Below are 17,600 nucleotides of genomic sequence, written 5' to 3' on the forward strand. Positions count from 1 at the left end.
GTTGTATTTGTAGCATATTTTTCAGTAGAATGGGCATATAGAGTAAATTTCACTTGATTCAGCAGGGTTCAACCCCTGGCTGAATAGGGGGATAAAGGCTAAACCCGTCACGTCCTGTGACAACGCCTTTGTGATCAACATCGTGTTGACCCAAGCCCCGGCGGATGTCACAGATTTTTTAGGGGAGTTTTTCGAGCGAGCTCGAAAAAAATCTGGACGCAATTACGCCGAGGCGTAATTGATTAGAATAGTTAGGAGCTCTCATTATGCAAAAAAAGTGGAAAACATTATTATCAGGTGCATTATTTACATCCGTATTTTTGGTCGCTTCCAATGTTGATGCAGCTACATACACCGTGCAAAAAGGCGATAATTTAACAAAAATCGCATCAACTCACAAAACGACGGTCCAACAGTTAAAGCAATGGAATAAATTATCTGATGACAGCATTTTTTTGGAGCAAAAATTAATCGTTGCAATGCCCGATAAAGTAACGGGAAAACCAATAGATAAAGAAAATAACTCAACAGCTAATAAAACACAATTTTATACGGTTGCAAAAGGCGATAATTTAACGAATATTGCTAAGAAATATAATGCGACAGTTTCCGATATGAAACAATGGAATGCATTAGAGTCCGATGCGATTCAAGTAGGACAAAAGTTGAAAATTCAGCAAGCAAATGCGAAAGAAGAAGCGACTGTAGATGAAGTTGAGGCAGTCATTGAATTTAAAGAAACAGCAGATGAAGCGATTGCAAAGCAGTTAGCAAATGAACAGGAAATTACTACGCCGATCAATGCTGCTTCACAACAAAAGTACAATCAAGTATTAATAGTCGCGAATCAGTCGTTAGGGGTTCCATATGTTTATGGTGGAAATACAATGGCAGGTTTTGATTGTAGTGGATTTGTTAACTATGTTTATCAACAAGCAGGAATAAACCTAACACGCAAAAGTAGCTTAATGTACTTTCAGCAGGACACAACAAAAGTAAAAACACCTTTGCCGGGAGATTTAGTGTTCTTTAAAAATACATTTATCCCAAACATTTCACACATGGGTATTTATATTGGTAATGATGAATTTATCCATGCGGGCTCCCAAGGGGTCGTTGTCGCCAATGTAAAAACAAAATACTGGGCTGAACGGATTGTTTCTTTCAAACGCTTAAATAACGTACAGTAATATATTGGGGGATATGTAGAATCTTTCATTTTGATGGGAATCTATGTATCTTCTTTTAGTCAGATAGATTTGTGAGGACACCTCATGCACCTAAATAGGCTTATGTTACAGAATCTTCAGGGCTTTTTATAACGAGTAATATTACAAATGTAACAAAAAACGCGAAGAATGGTAGTAATGTTACAAATATAACAAAAATAACTTGGAGAAAAAAAGGTTTAAAACGCGTAAATAAAGGGTATATGCAGTAAATGTACAATTATTACATGAAAATGGTTGCGTTACTGTATTGTTACACAAATGTAATGTTGCGTTGTGAGATCACGTGTTAACCTAATAACAGTTGAGTTTTCAGAAAATTAATTGATATGTTGGGGGAACACGATGAATTATTTTAAACTAATACGTACTACAATATTTACTTTGGCTGCGGCATTTGTCCTCTTCTTCATTCCAGTTGATGAAAACAAAGCTTCTGCATCGGCAGCATACTCAGTAGATGAGTTAAAATCAGTCTCGTCAAAATATATAGGTGTACGTTATGCATACGGTGGCACTTCGTCAAATGGTTTCGATTGCTCTGGTTATGTACGCCAAGTATTTAAAGAAGTAGGTATTGGATCTTTAGATCGTACGACTTCGGGAATGTATGGACAAGGTACAGCCGTTAAGAAAAGCGATTTACAAGAAGGCGATTTAGTATTCTTTAATACGACAGGTAAAGGCGTTTCACATGTAGGTATTTATATCGGCGATGGTGAATTCATCCATGCTTCAACAAGCCAAGGTGTAATGAAATCAGATGTTGATGATAGAGCTTACTGGGGAAATAAATACATCGGCGCAAAACGCATTGCAAGCTTCACACCAGAGGCTTAATAACATACATAGCTATCATACACAATTGCGACAGTCCAATCTCTCAGTCTATTATAAAATAGGCTGGGGGATTTTTTTATGTGGTGGATAGAAATTGAAATGTGGTGGATAAAATGTCGAAAGTCATGGATAAAATCCGAAAAGTGTTGGATAAAACTCAAAAAGTGACGGATAAAACCTAAAAAGTGTTAGATAGGATTGTCATTCAGAAGGATAATCATAAAAAACCCTCCATTCTAGATGAATAATGGAGGGTTTTCATAAACCTTATAGACTATTGAGGTACACGTGCTGTCCAACGTGATAGATCAATGCCTTTTACTTTTACTAAATCCGCTGGGAAAATGAATGTCCAAGGCTTTGTTGTGTTAGGTTGAACAATTAAGATTGGATCTAGCTTAAATGAACCGTTCGCAACAACGATACCGCGAGCATCAACAATTTCAAGAGGTAATTGCTCTAAGTTGATCGCTTTATCATGACCGTTACGGATGAAAATAGAAGCATGTAAACTCTTATCGTTGTTTAACTTCGCTTGTAAGCCTGTGAAGTTTACTTCTGTTTTGCCAAGCTTCGGCAAAGTTTTCACGATATCAGCTAATTTATCTTGCTCTTCTTTCGGAAGCTGTTTTTGCCACGTTTCATCCAGATCTAACTGATGCCCACGTAATGATAAAAGGTTGAATGAAATTTTCCATCCTTCTTCAGGCATTTCTTCCGCTGTAATTGCTGATGTTGGGAAAGTGAAAATCCAAGGACGCGCACTTTCAGCTGGAATTACACCTAATTCTTTAAAGTTGAAATAATGAGAAGCTAAACGATTATCGTTCTTATCTAAAATTAAAAGTTCAATATCACCAAGCTCAATTGCTTCTGATAAAGAAGAACGGAAAAATGCTTTTACGTTCCATGAACCATTTACAGGGTTTGGATCAATATTAATTGCTGATAATGATAATTGATTTGGTTTTAATGGTGCTAAATCATTTGCTAAGAAATTAAATACATATTGCTGTTCTTGAGGAACATTCCAGTCTGGATGATAAGAAAGTTTTGTTACAACATCACGGTCTGCATCGTTTTTAGAAGCATTTCCATTTGTTTGTACAATTGATTTCGAATCGATTGCACTATCTTTACCGACTTTATCGCCTTTTCTAAATAAATCAAATAAACCCATGTTTTATTCCTCCACGTTCATCTTTAAGTTTTTCATAAATGTAACAAGTTCTTCTACAATACCGCGGCGAAGTTCTTGATAGTTTTTCCCGAATAGTTCTAATCCTTCACGTTGGTAAATGCGCATCGGATCTTCTTGTTGATAGTGACGCAAGCCGATACCTTCTTTTAGGTGAGACATTTGCTCTAAATGTTTTACCCACATATTATTAATGAGACTAAGCATCACTTGAGGAATAACTCCCATCATTTGTTCATTATCTGCAAAGCTCTCGATCACTACCTTTAATTCTTTTACAGAGGGATCAACAGCATCTAATAGCTTCGTAACTTTTGTTTCATCGCGGTCAATTGTAACAGGCGTTAAAAATAAGGAGTTGACCGTTCTTTCCATCTTGTCGAAATCCCATTCAGAAGTATTTTTGTCCTCAGGGGCATTATCACGAATCGCAAAGTCAATTGTTTCATACATCATACGAACTAATAGTGAAAGAATGTCTTCATTTTTTAAAATGGTATCGCGTAAGTCATAAACAATCCCACGTTGGTCATTAATAACGTCATCTAGCTTTAAATTGTATTCACGCATACCAAGGTGTGAACCTTCTACAATACGTTGTGTACGGTTAACCAGCTCTAAAACTTCTTTATTTTCAATGCGGCCAACAGTGTTCGTCATCATTTTTTTACGGAATTTATCTACTTCTTCTTTTGCAAAGCGCTTTAACATATCATCCTCAAGAGATAGGACGAATTGACTTTCCCCATGGTCACCTTGACGACCTGAACGACCGCGCAATTGGTTGTCGACACGACGGCTTTCGTGCTTTTCTGTACCAATTACATATAGACCACCTAAATCTTCAACACCATCACCTAAAACGATATCCGTTCCGCGTCCGGCCATGTTTGTCGCTACTGTAATACGATTTCTTTGTCCCGCTTGTGAAATTAATTCCACTTCTTGCTCAACTGTTTTCGCATTTAGAAGTTGGAAATCCAAGTTATGTTTTTTCAAATAGCTAGCCACTTTTTCAGACTGTAAAATAGAAGTTGTCCCGATTAAGACAGGTTGTCCTGTTTTGTGTCGACGAATGACTTCTTGTACAACATGTTCGTACTTTTGTTCCGTCGTTTCGAACACTAAATCTGTTTGGTCAATACGTTTACGTGTACGGTTTGTCGGAATTTGAATAACGGACATCCCGTAAACTTCTAAAATTTCTTTTTCTTGTGTTTTCGCAGTACCTGTCATCCCTGATAATTTCGGATACATGCGGAAATAGTTTTGAATCGTAATTTGTGCCTGTGCTTTATTTTCTTCGGTAATCGTTACGTTTTCTTTCGCTTCAATCGCTTGGTGTAAACCATCAGAAAGAGAACGACCTTCCATAATACGACCCGTGAACATATCGACAAGCTCGACTTTATCTTCACGAACGATGTAATCTACATCAAGCTCAAACATAACATGTGCTCGAACCGCTTGAATCACATAATGATAAAGCGTTTGGTGATCCAAATCGTATAAGTTATCGATACCAAATGCAGCTTCTACCTTTTCAATCCCTTGATCTGTTAGGGAAGTAGCTTTTGTTTCGTCATCAAAATCATAGTCTTCATCCACTTTGAAACGTTTCGCAAGCATCGCTGCAATACGGTGTAGCTCTTCATTTGCGCCCATTTTACCAGCAATAATTAATGGTGTTTTCGCCTCGTCAATTAATACCGAGTCCACTTCATCAATGATGGCAAAGTGATACGGACGTTGTACTTTATCCGCAATGGTAAAGGCCATGTTATCACGTAAATAATCGAAACCAAATTCTGTTCCGACACCGTACGTAATATCCGCGTTGTATGCAACCTTTTTGGCATCAGGCTCCATCATTGGCACGTTTAATCCAACAGTAAGACCTAGGAAGCGGTGGATTTGTCCAATTTGGTCGAAGTCACGTCTCGCTAAATAATCATTTACCGTAATGACGTGAACGCCTTTACCTTCTAATGCGCGTACGTAAGATGGAAGGGAGGCCACTAATGTTTTCCCTTCACCCGTAGGCATCTCCGCGATATTCCCTTCAACTAGGACAAGGCCACCGATTAATTGCACATCGAAATGGCGCATGTTTAAAACGCGTTTTGAGGCTTCACGAACAACAGCAAAAGCATCAGGGATAATCGCTGCCAGTTCTTCACCTTTGTCTATACGTTCTTTAAATTGAAATGTCATATTTTGAAGCTCTTCATCCGACATTGGACTATAAACCGCTTCTAGTTTGTTAATTTGTTCTACAGTTTTGTAGTATTTCTTAAGCTCTCGAGCACTCGTTCGCTCTTGATTGCGTTTGAAAATTGAGAACATGATTTTACGCTCCTTTAAAATGGTCTACTTTCATTTAGTAGACACTAGATTATTTTATCAAACTTTGTCTAGAAAGACCACCAGACGATAGGGAATTACAAGAAAGCTCAGAAGATTCATGTCGAAACTTTGATTGCCTTCCAAAACATGTGTAGAAATCTATAAAGTGGATTAAAGATTCCATTTGTTAATGAGGGTTATGCTGTAAACATATAAATGAAATTGCGAATGTATTGGGTTCGTGTGGCACGAATAACTAAAATGAACCGATTAAAATAAGTAAATTTTAGTGCTGCATCCAAACTTCTCAAAACCTCAAACGGATTTTAATTCTATATTTTATGTAAAGTACATGCTATACTTAAGGTGAATACAAATGTAGACTTTTTAAGATTACTTATTTTAAGGAGGACAGACATGATTTATGTGTCTCTAATCGTGGCGTTTTTAGCGTCCATTTTACTTACTCCACTTGTGAAGCGTTTAGCTATCCGAATCGGTGCTGTGGATGCGCCAAACTATCGAAAAGTACATGCACGCATAATGCCGCGCCTTGGTGGATTGGCAATTTATGGTGCATTTATGATTGGGATTATTTTATTAAAAGTGGTAACGGATTTTCAAAGCCCATATTTATATGCGATTTTAATTGCCGCATCAATCATTGTATTGACGGGTGTTATAGATGATATGCGTGAACTCTCTGCAAAGGCAAAGCTACTTGGGCAAATTGTTGCTGCTTGTATCGTTGTATTTGCTGGAGGAATTCACATTGAGTTAGTTAATTTACCATTTGGTGGGGTATTATCATTTGGATGGCTAGGTATTCCTTTGACAATCATTTGGATTGTAGGGATTACGAATGCCATTAACTTAATTGATGGTCTAGACGGATTAGCAGCAGGTGTTTCAACAATTGCGTTAATAACAATGGCAGCAACTGCAATGCTTTTAGGGGACGGAATTGTTATTGCGATGGCATCTATTTTAGCTGCGGCAACAATTGGTTTCTTATTTTTCAACTTCCACCCAGCGAAAATATTCATGGGGGATACAGGTGCGCTGTTTTTAGGATTTATGATTTCAGTAATTGCCCTGTTAGGATTTAAAAATGTTACGGTTATTGCCTTTGTTATCCCTGTGATCATGCTAGGTGTACCGATTTCAGATACATTCTTTGCGATTGTCCGTCGATTCCGCATGAAACAAAAATGGTCGGATCCAGATAAATCGCATTTGCACCACCGTTTATTAGATTTAGGATTCTCGCATCGCCAAACGGTATTATTAATTTATGCAATGGCTTCGATGTTCGGTTTAGTCGCGATCATCTTCTCAATGGCGAGTGTTTGGGGCGCAATCCTCATTATTACAGTATTGCTCGTAGCGATTGAGTTATTGGTAGAAATTATTGGGCTCGCAGGTAAAAACTATAAACCGTTACTCAATTTAGTGCGGATCTTTAATAAATAACGAAAAACCGCTCACGTTTTATACGTGGGCGGTTTTTTTGGGTTTTTTCGCGAGCTAGGGGAGGGCAGGGGCAAATTTGGCTATTAACCCCTAAATTTCGGCTATTAAAACGCGAATTGGCTATTAACCGAAATACCAGTAGAAAGACTGCCTTGAATCCAGAAAAAAGATGTGAAAGTGAACCGATATTATGATGTTCAGCAGAAATATCTATTAAAATGGCATAATAAAAAACACCCGAAACTAACTCACTCTTTCGGGTGTTTTGCAATTTATTATTGTACGTTGTTAATTGAATTGTTTTCAGTTTGTGTGTGTTCAATATTTGATGAAGAATTCGAATTATTATTTGAAAGCTCAGTGGAATCTGGGATCAGACCAAGATGGCTTTGTAAAATGTTCTTCGTTTCTTCTAATGGTTCATCCTTGAGTTTATAATAATAAACGCCTGTTGACATATCATCATAGCCTTCTAATGTTAATGCATCGATTCGTGGCATACCATTTGATAAGTAGCTAATGAATGATTTCATTTCATCGAAGGTCATGTCTGTTTTCATATTGTTACCTACCGCCTCAAGTACGGCATCATATTTTGTGATGGATGTGAACGATGCTGCTTTTGATGCGATTGCTTTAATGATCTCTTGCTGACGTTTACCACGCTCAATATCGCTGTCTAACTTTCGTGTACGAGCTAATGCTAATGCTTCTCTACCATTTAAATTTTGTAAGCCGGGCTGTAAATTAACTGTGCGTTTATCGTTTTCATCAAGTTCATTCAGTTTATATGGAACATCTACTTCAATCCCGCCTAATGCATCGACAACATCGATAAATGCATGGAAGTTCATACGTACATAATAATCGACAGGAATATCGAATAAATCCTCAACTGTTTCAATTGTTGCTTTCGTACCGCCGTATGCATGGGCATGGTTGATCTTATCTCGGTAGCCAACGTGTGGAATGTATACATATGAATCGCGGGGAATACTTAAAAGTTTCACCGTTTTTGTTTTGTTATTTAATGTGGCAAGTAACAATGCGTCTGTACGGGAGTGGTCTGCACCTTGTCCGCGTTTTTCACTGTCGTCCACACCTAAAAATAATATGGATACATTATCTTGAGCAGGCTCTGCTTTTACCTCACGTTGCTCTGGAATTTCACGTTCTGGAATTTCTTCATAAGAAATGGTTAAAGCATGCTCGGCCTTTTTTGTTAAGTACATCCCATAAGTGGCTGCGCAAATTAGGAAAGATGATGCTAATATTAATGTTACTTTTATAATAAGCGAAAGTTTAGAAGAACCTTTTGCTTTTTTATTTTTTTTCATACTGATTCTCCTCTAGTGTAGGGATAATAGATTGCTAACGAATTATCTGTAAATTTGCAATCTACTATATTATACTATCATATACTGGGCTCGTAAATTAAAAAATGTCTATTCACCTCGAACAAACTCGATAAAGTGTGCATCACCGCGCGTTGTTAAGGCTTGACCATTCGTAAGTTCTGTCATCCATTCAATAAATAACTCTTCCTCTTCTTTTAATACGAAAACAAAAATTTCAACATTTTCGGCATAATCAATCGACTGTAGGCTATAGGTAGAATCGCGGATTTCGTTTTCGACTTTGCCAAGCCAGTTGTAATCAATTGTTACTTTCATTAAATAATGCAGCTTTCTCTCGACGACTTGTGTCGCAATTAACCCCTCCGTTGTTGCTTTCCCATAAGCACGGATAAGGCCGCCGCCACCGAGCTTAATTCCACCAAAATAACGGGTAACAACAACGACCGTATCTTTAAGACCTTGTTTTTTTAATACTTCTAACATAGGAACGCCAGCTGTTCCACTAGGTTCCCCATCATCATTGGCCTTTTGTATATTGTCATGTTCCCCAATCATATAGCAGGAGCAATTATGAGTAGCGTTTGCATGTAGTTTCTTAATTTTGTCGATAAAAAAAAGGGCTTCCTCCTCCGTTTCGGCACGATCAATATAAGTGATAAAACGTGACTTTGAGATGATTATTTCAGACTCACCATAACCTTTGACAGTGAAATAGTTATTTCTCATTCTATAATCTCCTTTAATTTACATATAGCGATTTATATGGTAGTTACGAAATTGATTAAAATTTTTTTTATTAATGCTATAATAGTTAAGTATTATAGTATAAAATGAATAAAAAGATAGAGTGAACTCGTTTTAGCAATTTATCCTCACTTCTATCATGTAGCGAAGTGAATGGTAAAAATGTACTAAATTCAGTATAGTTCAAACCCAGATGAGACGAAAGGCTGCACCTAGGCTAACATCCTCAAAAGAGCGTATGCGAAAAATCTGGACACAATTTTGCTGAGGTGGAATTGGCAAACAACATTCAATAGTATGAGGGTGGGAAAAGCAATGTTTCCAAATGATAAAATTGATATAGCCTCGCTGGATGTAATTTTTAATCGAATGTTAGAAACCATTACGAATTCTAAAGATGATATATTTATTATAAGCGAACAAAGTCGTAGAAGCTTCGAGGATATGCAAAATGAACTCGAAATTGTACGAAAAGAAATTAATATTTTAATAGATGAAAGTGATAGCTTAGAAAAATTACTACAACTATCACGTCAACGCCTTGTCATTGTAAGTAAAACTTTTAGTGAACAAACAGAAGAACAAGTACGAGTGGCCTATGAAAATACGACTAAATTACAATTAGATTTATCCCTTTGCCGTGAACGCGAAGGACAATTAAGAAATAAACGTGACGATTTAGAAAGACGGATGAAAGCACTTTATGATACGATTGAGCGAGCGGACCACATTGTCAATCAAGTGAATATCGTTATTAATTATTTAACGACAGACTTAAAAGATGTGAGTGCAGCATTAGAGCAAGCAAAAATTAAGCAAGATTTTGGGATTCGTATTATTGCTGCTCAAGAGGAAGAACGAAAGCGTTTATCTCGAGAAATTCATGACGGTCCAGCGCAAATGATGGCGAATGTATTAATGCGTTCGAACTTAATCGACCGTACTTACCGTGAAAAAGGAGTAGACGCCGCACTTCAAGAAATAAGTGATTTAAAAGAGAATGTCCGCAATGCGCTGCATGAGGTAAGACGAATTATTTATGATTTACGACCAATGGCACTAGATGATTTGGGGATCGTTCCAACATTGAAAAAATATTTATCTACTGTTATGGAATACAATCCAGGGGTCGACATTCAATTTGTATCGTATAACAATGAACAGCGAATTTCTTCAAATTATGAGGTATCCATTTTCCGGTTAGTCCAAGAGAGTGTTAATAATGCTTTAAAGCATGGAAAACCTCGAGTAATTACAGTAAAAATGGAGTGGCTCCGTAACCATATTAATATTGTTGTCAAAGACGATGGTAGTGGCTTTAATATGGAAGATGTGAGAGAAGATTCGTTTGGAATTCTTGGAATGAGAGAGCGAATTGAATTATTAAAAGGATCTATTAAGATTAATAGCTCAGTTGGTAACGGAACGATCGTCATATTCAAAGTTCCTTATCCAACTAATGATGAAGAAATCTTAACTTAATCCTGACACAATTACGCTGAGGTGTAATTGATAATAGAAATCAAGGAGGTAATAAAATGACGAAAATTATAATTGTAGATGATCACCAATTATTCCGTGAAGGAGTAAAACGGATTTTAGACTTTGAGGATTCGTTTGAAGTAGTAGCAGAAGGCGATGATGGTACAGATGTGGTAAGCCTATATGCTAAAAATATGCCAGATGTTGTATTAATGGATATTAATATGCCTAAAAAGAATGGGGTAGAGGCGACTGCGGAATTAGTGAGTGAATTCCCAGACGCGAAAGTGATGGTTCTTTCCATTCATGATGACGAATCCTATGTAACACACGCATTAAAATCAGGTGCATTAGGTTATATGTTAAAAGAAATGGATGCAGATGAAATTGTCGATGCGATTAAAGTTGTTTCAAACGGAGGATCTTATTTACATCCGAAAGTAACGAAGAACTTAGTGGCAGAATTCCGTCGTTTATCTGAGCATGAAAATAAAGGGAATTTCCACCAAACAGAAATTCGCCGTCCATTCCACTTATTAACGAAGCGTGAATGTGAAGTATTACAATTATTAACAGATGGTCAATCCAACCGTACAATTGGTGAAACATTATTCATCTCTGAAAAAACGGTTAAAAACCATGTTTCAAGCATTTTACAAAAAATGAACGTAAATGACCGTACACAAGCCGTAGTAACAGCAATCAAAAACGGCTGGGTGGAAGTACGTTAAAGGAAACAAAATTTATGGATGAAAGTCTAACTGCTCGTTAATGCAGGAGGATTTTAAGCACGGCCAACTTACATAAGAAGGCACGAAAACTTGAGTAGCCAGTAGATGAACGGATTGCCGTTTGTTTACTGGTTTTTTTGTTCGGATGGCAGAAATATGGATAGAATTGAGAAAGTGACGGATAGAAATCAAAAAGTGATGGATAGAAATCCAAATGTGACGGATAGGTTAGCCACATTCAAATGAATTTGTACAAAAAGTTACGTATATTGTTAAACGGACATAATAATATTAATTTTCTAACTTAATGAGGCAACACATTCAAAAGAAGTTCGTCTTATATATCGGACTACATATAAGTCCCTAGATGACATAGGATTTTTAGGAACTTTGTGCTAAAATGTTTTCCGGGAGGGGTATACATTTATGAAAAAATGGCTTATAGCAGTAATGGCATTATTTGTACTTACTGCATGTGGTAATAATGAAGATGCGACACCAAAAGATGTAGAAAAAGAAATTGAAGAAGGAACAGTTGGCTTTGAAATGTTAGGTAATTCAATACAAGAAGCCACGGGTGTTCCGCAACAAGAAAAAGAAAAAATAATAGCAGCTTTTGACGAATATATTAAGGCTTTTAATGAAAAAGATTTAGAACGTTATAAAAATATTATATCTAAAAATGCAGAAGGCTTTCAGTATGAGGAAGATATTCAAGCCGTAGAGAAAGTGTTTAAACAGTATGATGTCAATCGCGAAGCACAAGATGTAACGATTGTTAAATATAAAGAAAATGAAGCGCAAGTTTTCTCAAATTTAAAAACAGAGACTAAGGAAATTGGAACAGGTGTAGAACTCGCTGGTGTTGGACGCCAAGTAACGGTGTTTGTGAAAGAAAATCAATGGAAAGTTTCAAGTATTTATTATATTGGGAATGAATAAATAGAAGAAACGTCTTGTATAACTAATGCAGGATGTTTTTTTCATATAATGATATAAAATACAATTGAAAATATTGTATCACTTACAAGGATATTTTCATTCACAATTGGTATGGCATAAGGTAAGATAGGGGACATAGGAGAGTGGGGAATTAGATGAAAACAGCGGTTGTTACAGATAGTACAGCATATTTAACTGAAGAAGAACGTCAGCGCTATAATGTTCATATGATTCCTTTAGGTGTGAATATTGAAGGAACAGTTTATGATGAAGAAATTGATATTACAGCTTCTGAATTTTATGACCGTGTGCGCGGTGCGAAAGAGTTTCCAAAAACGACACAGCCACCGATTGGAAAATTTGTAGAGCTTTTTGAAACATTAGCAAAAGATCATGAGGATGTCGTAACTATCCATTTATCAAGCGGGATTAGCGGTACATATCAAGGCGCAGTACAAGCTGGTGATATGGTAGAAAACATCAATGTTTATGCATTTGATTCAGAGATTGCCTGCTATGTACAAGGTATGTTTGTTAAAGAGGCCGTGCAACTTGCGGAACAAGGTGCATCTGGGCAAGAGATTATGGCGCATCTTGAAGAATTGAAAAAATCAATGGATGCTTACTTCGTTGTAGATGACTTAGGGCATTTACAGCGCGGTGGTAGACTTTCGGCAGCGGCAGCATTAATTGGCGGCCTGCTTCAAGTAAAGCCAATTCTTCACTTCCAAAATAAAGTGATTGTTCCGTTCGAAAAAATTCGTACACGCAAAAAAGCGTTGCGAAAAGTAGAAGATCAGCTCGTGTTAGCGATTGAAAAACACGGTTCATTACAAGCGACAGTCATTCATGGAAATTGTGAAACAGAAGCGCGTGAATGGATGGATACTTTAGCAAAAACCTATCCTTCAGTAGACTTCACATTAAGCTATTTCGGACCAGTAATCGGGACGCATTTAGGTGAAGGCGCCCTTGCAATGGGTTGGATGAAGAAATAGTGAATGTGAGGAATAGCTACTGCATTTGAAATGTAGTAGCTATTTTTTGAAATGTTATCCAAACTTGCTTCGGGAATAGCCGGAAAAATGAGGTTACTAGCCAACTAAAGAATGCTACGGTAGCAATAAAGCGCTAACTAGCCAAAAACTGTGTGAAACTAGCCAGAAAAGTAGCTGAACTAGCCAGAAATCATCGTAAACTAGCAACTTAAGATATAAACTAGCCGATTTACTATCGTAACTAGCCAAACTGCGATTTTCTAGCCAAAAGAGCGGCAGAACTAGCCAAAAATCACCGTAAACTAGCCACTTAATGAATGTTACGGCAACCAAAAACGCTAACTAGCCAGAAACTACGTGAAATTAGCCGGGAAATTAGCTAAACTCGCCAGAAATGGTCGTAAACTAGCCACTTAAGATATAAACTAGCCGATTTACTATCGAAACTAGCCAAACTAAGATTTACTAGCCAAAAACGTGGCAAAACTAGCCAACTTCCCGAAATATAGCCCCAAGAATGCGATTGCTTAGCCAAGCAATCTCTGCCAAATGCAAACCCTCCCTAACAATAAAATCCCTATTAGAAAGGAAATCTACAATATGCCCCCAAAAACGAATAAAAACATGCAAACCTCCCCAACGCATCGCCGTTACAAAGGATTACTCATCGAACCGCAAATCCGCAACTTTTTTACAGGTCGAATTTGGTCGCGTCATGAGACACCTTTCCCACAAGAAAAAATCGACACCTATATCCAACATCATTATTTTGAAATACTCCCAGCTGTATTAGACAGACCCAACCTTCAATGCCGCCGTTGCTTAAATACAAATAAGCGGAAATTCGTGTCATTTCATTGTGCAAAATGCAAGAAAATATGCCATTATTGTCGACATTGTATTACGATGGGGCGTATGTGTAGCTGTGATGAATTATTACTTTGGAAAAATGAACAACCTCAAAAGCAAATCTACTCCCATACCTTTCACTGGCAAGGTCAATTAACGAACAATCAAGCACGAGCCGCGCAACAATTAACAGCTAGTATCCTACAAAAAAACAATCATTTAGTTCACGCAGTTTGTGGTGCTGGAAAAACAGAAATATTATTTCCCGCAGTATATGAAGCTTTGCAATTAGGCAAGCGCGTCTGCATCGCCACCCCACGGACGGATGTTGTCCTAGAATTATTCCCTCGTTTCCAACAAGTTTTCCCTAACACCTGTATCCATGCTTATTACGGCAATGCACCACAGCAGCAAGGATTTGCACAATTAGTTCTCGCGACGACACATCAACTTTATCGCTTTGAAAATGTCTTTGATGTAATGATTGTAGATGAAGCAGACGCCTTTCCGTATACGATGGATGAAGCGCTTCAACAAGCCGTCATTAAAGCGAAAAAGAAAGAAGCACCGACCGCTTATGTGACCGCCACCCCTTCCACCACATTATTAACGAAAAAAACGAAGGAGCAATGGGGCTATTCCTTTATTGCACGTCGTTTTCATGGACAGCCCTTACCAATCCCGACCTTTCAATCATTATGGAATTATGAAAAAACCTTTCAAAAAGGGAAAATTCCAGCGAAACTACAAAACTGGCTTCAGCAAAGAATAGCGAAAAATGAACCATTTCTCATTTTTTTTCCTACAATTGATCTAATGGAAAAAGCTAGCACGTTATTTCAACAAATCGATGCATCCATTGCCGCGGTTCATGCGGAAGATCCCAATCGAAAAGAGAAAGTAATAGAACTGCGTAATGAGCAAAGAAAAGGTCTCCTAACGACGACGATATTAGAGCGGGGCATTACAATCAAAAATGTACAAGTTGCCGTTGTTGGTGCAGAAAGTCCGATATTTACTGCAAGTGCCCTCATTCAAATTAGTGGTCGTGTCGGGAGGAATAAAGACTTTCCGAATGGTGACATCGTATTTTTTCATCATGGCATTACAGCGGAAATGGATTTAGCGAAAAAACGGCTGCTCGATTTCAACCGACAGCCGCAATAGGAGGCACGGATGCAACAAAAAATTACGAATTGTTTATTGTGTGATAGGCCATTACATTTTACATTTGGCTGGAAAGAGCTATTTAAAAGAGAATTGCCCAAAACGATTTGCCAACGCTGCGAAGAAAAGTTTCAACGGATTGAGACACAAAGAGAGGAAGGAGCGATTTCATTGTTTCATTATAATGAAGCGATGAAGGACTTTTTACATCGCTATAAATTTTTACAGGATACCCTACTTGCACATGTATTTAATCAAATGCTACAACAGCATTTGAAAAATGAAAAGTCCATCATTGTGCCGATTCCGATGCATGTTGAAAGTTTAAAGAAACGAACATTTGCCCATGTGGATGAATTATTAAAAGCAGCTCATATTCCTTTTGAACATCATTTAATCAAAATAAGCGCGGAACAACAGTCTTTAAGGTCTCGCCAAGAACGACTTCAAACTCCACAACTTTTTAAAGTCATAGAACATTCAAAAATAAAGAATAAAAGTATACTATTAATTGACGATATTTATACTACAGGGACGACACTTGTGCATGCAAAAAAAGCATTGGAGGAAGCAGGGGCACAGGATGTTCGTGCGTTTACGCTAATCCATGGTTAGTAAATAGAAGAGAGTTTCTGTAAATAATAGTTTCTAATGTATATAATAAGTTTAAAATTGATGGAGGCGATATAAATGGCGGAATTAAGAAATTGCCCAATGTGTGATGAATTTTTTAATTACACTGGTTTACGAGAAGTTTGTCACAAGTGTGCTTTAAAGGAAGAGGATATGTATCAAGTTGTATATCGTTTTTTACGCAAACGTGAAAATCGTGCAGCGAATGTTGATCGTATTGAAGAAGCGACAGGTGTTGACCGTGAATTACTTTATAAATGGGTGCGGAAAGGTAAGTTGCATCCAGCCGTATTCCCGAATTTAGGCTATCCTTGTGATAATTGCGGACATTTGACGACAAGTGGGAAACTTTGCGAGAATTGTCAAGGTAATTTGAAATCAGATTTGCGAACATTCGAAGCAGCGAAGGAATTCCGAGATGATATTTTAAACCATGATCGTGGCACGTATTTAGCAGATAAAAAGAAAAGGTAAACCCGAATCGAAGTCACTATTGGCTTCGATTTTTGCCTTTATTTAGCATGCCTTTAAAACTAGACGCATCGATGCTTAACCATGCATAATAAATAATGTAGTACTAAAGAGATAGTAACGTTGTAATACCAAATTTTAAGTATTAATCTGCATATTGGAAATAAAAAGTATGTTTTTGTTATAGAAACGTAAACAATTGAATGATGCAGTCGAAATATTAAGTAGAGAGCAGAGATGAATAATCTAGGGAGGTATGAATAATGAAGATTAACCCAATCGGAATTCAAGCAATCAATTCTTATAAAAATCAAACACGCCCGGTAAATAATACAAAAACAAATCCATCATTTGCCGATCAAATTGAAATTTCATCACAAGCAAAAGAAATGCAAGAAACATCCACCTATGCAAATGAACGAGCAGAACGCGTGCAGAAATTAAAAGAAGAAATTCAATCAGGCAATTATAAAGTGGATGCGCGTCAAGTAGCAGAAGATATGTTGAAATACTATCGTCGTTAATAGGAACGATAAGCAGTAGTGATTAGTCAAGAAAAGGAGAGCTACTATCAAATGTCTATTACAAACATCATCGCAACGCTCGAAAAGCTTGAAAAAATGCACAAAAGCTTACTCGAATTAGCGATTGCGAAGACAGAACATATTAAGCAAGGCGATATGGAAAAGTTCGATCAAATGATTAAAAATGAGCAAGCACATGTAGCGGCAATTAATACACTTGAGCAACAGCGTCAGTCGATGGTAACGGATTACCTTAGAGCAAAAGGAATTGCTCTCACTGACATTCCAACTGTAGCTGATGTGATTGATGCAGCTAGCACAACTGAATCCGCTGATGCTACAGAAGCGTTAATAGGTGTTCGCGAACGTCTAATGAAAGTTTTAGAAACGCTTAAAAATCAAAACGATTTAAATCAAAAAATGGTTTTCAACTCATTGCAGATGATCCATATTACACTAGATGCGATGCGCCCACGCCAGCAAGAGCAGTTTAATTACTCTGGAGCAGATGTGCGCGGACAGTCAGATATCAGTAAAAAATCATTCACAGAATTCAAGGCATAGCGCCGGCGAATATCATCGTTTTGAAAACGATTAAAAATGAAATTATTTAAG

Annotated in this window: 16 protein-coding genes; 12 read left to right on the top strand and 4 right to left on the bottom strand. The window is 37.3% G+C overall.

Annotation, left to right across the window (positions count from 1 at the left end; translation table 11 throughout):
- Positions 1 to 266 precede the first annotated feature (266 nt).
- Together MHI10_RS03190 and MHI10_RS03195 are read left to right on the top strand one after the other, a co-directional pair.
- Positions 267 to 1,190 (top strand): C40 family peptidase, encoded by a 924-nt coding sequence (locus MHI10_RS03190; protein WP_340782858.1) that lies wholly within the window; start codon positions 267 to 269, stop codon positions 1,188 to 1,190.
- Between the two features lie 384 nt (positions 1,191 to 1,574).
- Positions 1,575 to 2,069, top strand: coding sequence for a C40 family peptidase (locus MHI10_RS03195; protein ID WP_340782859.1), 495 nt, complete (start codon positions 1,575 to 1,577; stop codon positions 2,067 to 2,069).
- A gap of 274 nt (positions 2,070 to 2,343) precedes the next feature.
- Here MHI10_RS03195 and MHI10_RS03200 read toward each other — a convergent pair whose 3' ends face one another.
- Both MHI10_RS03200 and secA2 read right to left on the bottom strand, forming a co-directional pair.
- On the bottom strand, positions 2,344 to 3,249 hold the full coding sequence (locus MHI10_RS03200) for an accessory Sec system S-layer assembly protein (protein ID WP_340782860.1): 906 nt from the start codon (positions 3,247 to 3,249) through the stop codon (positions 2,344 to 2,346).
- A 3-nt stretch (positions 3,250 to 3,252) separates the two neighbouring features.
- Positions 3,253 to 5,613 (bottom strand): accessory Sec system translocase SecA2, encoded by a 2,361-nt coding sequence (gene secA2 / locus MHI10_RS03205; RefSeq protein WP_340782862.1) that lies wholly within the window; start codon positions 5,611 to 5,613, stop codon positions 3,253 to 3,255.
- Positions 5,614 to 6,030: 417 nt separating this feature from the next.
- Here secA2 and MHI10_RS03210 point away from each other — a divergent pair, with 417 nt between their 5' ends.
- Entirely contained in the window at positions 6,031 to 7,086 is a 1,056-nt protein-coding gene (locus MHI10_RS03210; protein WP_340782865.1) for a glycosyltransferase family 4 protein, read from the top strand.
- Positions 7,087 to 7,361: 275 nt separating this feature from the next.
- On the opposite strand, the gene MHI10_RS03215 is transcribed toward MHI10_RS03210, so the two are convergent.
- Both MHI10_RS03215 and MHI10_RS03220 read right to left on the bottom strand, forming a co-directional pair.
- Positions 7,362 to 8,423 carry an LCP family protein gene (locus tag MHI10_RS03215; RefSeq protein ID WP_340782866.1) on the bottom strand — a complete coding sequence of 354 codons (1,062 nt, stop codon included), beginning with the start codon at positions 8,421 to 8,423 and terminating at the stop codon, positions 7,362 to 7,364.
- Positions 8,424 to 8,531: 108 nt separating this feature from the next.
- A complete protein-coding gene (locus tag MHI10_RS03220; protein ID WP_340782868.1) occupies positions 8,532 to 9,170 on the bottom strand; it encodes a YigZ family protein in 639 nt (212 codons plus the stop codon).
- Between the two features lie 333 nt (positions 9,171 to 9,503).
- Between MHI10_RS03220 and MHI10_RS03225 the strand changes: the two genes are divergently transcribed.
- The 9 genes from MHI10_RS03225 to MHI10_RS03265 all read left to right on the top strand — a co-directional run bounded on the left by MHI10_RS03225 (position 9,504) and on the right by MHI10_RS03265 (position 17,549).
- On the top strand, positions 9,504 to 10,670 hold the full coding sequence (locus tag MHI10_RS03225; protein ID WP_340782869.1) for a sensor histidine kinase: 1,167 nt from the start codon (positions 9,504 to 9,506) through the stop codon (positions 10,668 to 10,670).
- A gap of 56 nt (positions 10,671 to 10,726) precedes the next feature.
- Positions 10,727 to 11,401, top strand: coding sequence for a response regulator transcription factor (locus MHI10_RS03230; protein WP_340782870.1), 675 nt, complete (start codon positions 10,727 to 10,729; stop codon positions 11,399 to 11,401).
- Between the two features lie 426 nt (positions 11,402 to 11,827).
- Positions 11,828 to 12,343, top strand: a complete 516-nt coding sequence (locus MHI10_RS03235) for a nuclear transport factor 2 family protein (protein ID WP_340782872.1) — start codon at positions 11,828 to 11,830, stop codon at positions 12,341 to 12,343.
- Between the two features lie 155 nt (positions 12,344 to 12,498).
- On the top strand, positions 12,499 to 13,341 hold the full coding sequence (locus MHI10_RS03240) for a DegV family protein (RefSeq protein WP_340782874.1): 843 nt from the start codon (positions 12,499 to 12,501) through the stop codon (positions 13,339 to 13,341).
- Positions 13,342 to 13,965: 624 nt separating this feature from the next.
- Positions 13,966 to 15,357: a DEAD/DEAH box helicase gene (locus tag MHI10_RS03245; protein ID WP_340782876.1), complete on the top strand. Its 1,392-nt coding sequence runs from the start codon at positions 13,966 to 13,968 to the stop codon at positions 15,355 to 15,357.
- Between the two features lie 9 nt (positions 15,358 to 15,366).
- Positions 15,367 to 15,972, top strand: a complete 606-nt coding sequence (locus tag MHI10_RS03250; protein WP_340782878.1) for a ComF family protein — start codon at positions 15,367 to 15,369, stop codon at positions 15,970 to 15,972.
- Between the two features lie 75 nt (positions 15,973 to 16,047).
- A complete protein-coding gene (locus tag MHI10_RS03255; RefSeq protein WP_340782880.1) occupies positions 16,048 to 16,464 on the top strand; it encodes a TIGR03826 family flagellar region protein in 417 nt (138 codons plus the stop codon).
- Between the two features lie 260 nt (positions 16,465 to 16,724).
- On the top strand, positions 16,725 to 16,985 hold the full coding sequence (gene flgM, locus MHI10_RS03260; protein WP_340782881.1) for a flagellar biosynthesis anti-sigma factor FlgM: 261 nt from the start codon (positions 16,725 to 16,727) through the stop codon (positions 16,983 to 16,985).
- Positions 16,986 to 17,036: 51 nt separating this feature from the next.
- On the top strand, positions 17,037 to 17,549 hold the full coding sequence (locus MHI10_RS03265; RefSeq protein WP_340782883.1) for a flagellar protein FlgN: 513 nt from the start codon (positions 17,037 to 17,039) through the stop codon (positions 17,547 to 17,549).
- Positions 17,550 to 17,600 lie beyond the last annotated feature (51 nt).

This window comes from Solibacillus sp. FSL K6-1523, from assembly GCF_038005225.1.
Classification (GTDB): Bacteria; Bacillota; Bacilli; order Bacillales_A; family Planococcaceae; genus Solibacillus.

What these genes read in the sequence shown, in the direction of transcription:
- MHI10_RS03190 (WP_340782858.1), top strand. Translation starts at nt 267, where the DNA reads ATGCAAAAAAAGTGGAAAACATTATTATCAGGTGCATTATTTACATCC.
- MHI10_RS03195 (WP_340782859.1), top strand. Translation starts at nt 1,575, where the DNA reads ATGAATTATTTTAAACTAATACGTACTACAATATTTACTTTGGCTGCG.
- MHI10_RS03200 (WP_340782860.1), bottom strand. Translation starts at nt 3,249, where the DNA reads ATGGGTTTATTTGATTTATTTAGAAAAGGCGATAAAGTCGGTAAAGAT.
- secA2 (WP_340782862.1), bottom strand. Translation starts at nt 5,613, where the DNA reads ATGTTCTCAATTTTCAAACGCAATCAAGAGCGAACGAGTGCTCGAGAG.
- MHI10_RS03210 (WP_340782865.1), top strand. Translation starts at nt 6,031, where the DNA reads ATGATTTATGTGTCTCTAATCGTGGCGTTTTTAGCGTCCATTTTACTT.
- MHI10_RS03215 (WP_340782866.1), bottom strand. Translation starts at nt 8,423, where the DNA reads ATGAAAAAAAATAAAAAAGCAAAAGGTTCTTCTAAACTTTCGCTTATT.
- MHI10_RS03220 (WP_340782868.1), bottom strand. Translation starts at nt 9,170, where the DNA reads ATGAGAAATAACTATTTCACTGTCAAAGGTTATGGTGAGTCTGAAATA.
- MHI10_RS03225 (WP_340782869.1), top strand. Translation starts at nt 9,504, where the DNA reads ATGTTTCCAAATGATAAAATTGATATAGCCTCGCTGGATGTAATTTTT.
- MHI10_RS03230 (WP_340782870.1), top strand. Translation starts at nt 10,727, where the DNA reads ATGACGAAAATTATAATTGTAGATGATCACCAATTATTCCGTGAAGGA.
- MHI10_RS03235 (WP_340782872.1), top strand. Translation starts at nt 11,828, where the DNA reads ATGAAAAAATGGCTTATAGCAGTAATGGCATTATTTGTACTTACTGCA.
- MHI10_RS03240 (WP_340782874.1), top strand. Translation starts at nt 12,499, where the DNA reads ATGAAAACAGCGGTTGTTACAGATAGTACAGCATATTTAACTGAAGAA.
- MHI10_RS03245 (WP_340782876.1), top strand. Translation starts at nt 13,966, where the DNA reads ATGCAAACCTCCCCAACGCATCGCCGTTACAAAGGATTACTCATCGAA.
- MHI10_RS03250 (WP_340782878.1), top strand. Translation starts at nt 15,367, where the DNA reads ATGCAACAAAAAATTACGAATTGTTTATTGTGTGATAGGCCATTACAT.
- MHI10_RS03255 (WP_340782880.1), top strand. Translation starts at nt 16,048, where the DNA reads ATGGCGGAATTAAGAAATTGCCCAATGTGTGATGAATTTTTTAATTAC.
- flgM (WP_340782881.1), top strand. Translation starts at nt 16,725, where the DNA reads ATGAAGATTAACCCAATCGGAATTCAAGCAATCAATTCTTATAAAAAT.
- MHI10_RS03265 (WP_340782883.1), top strand. Translation starts at nt 17,037, where the DNA reads ATGTCTATTACAAACATCATCGCAACGCTCGAAAAGCTTGAAAAAATG.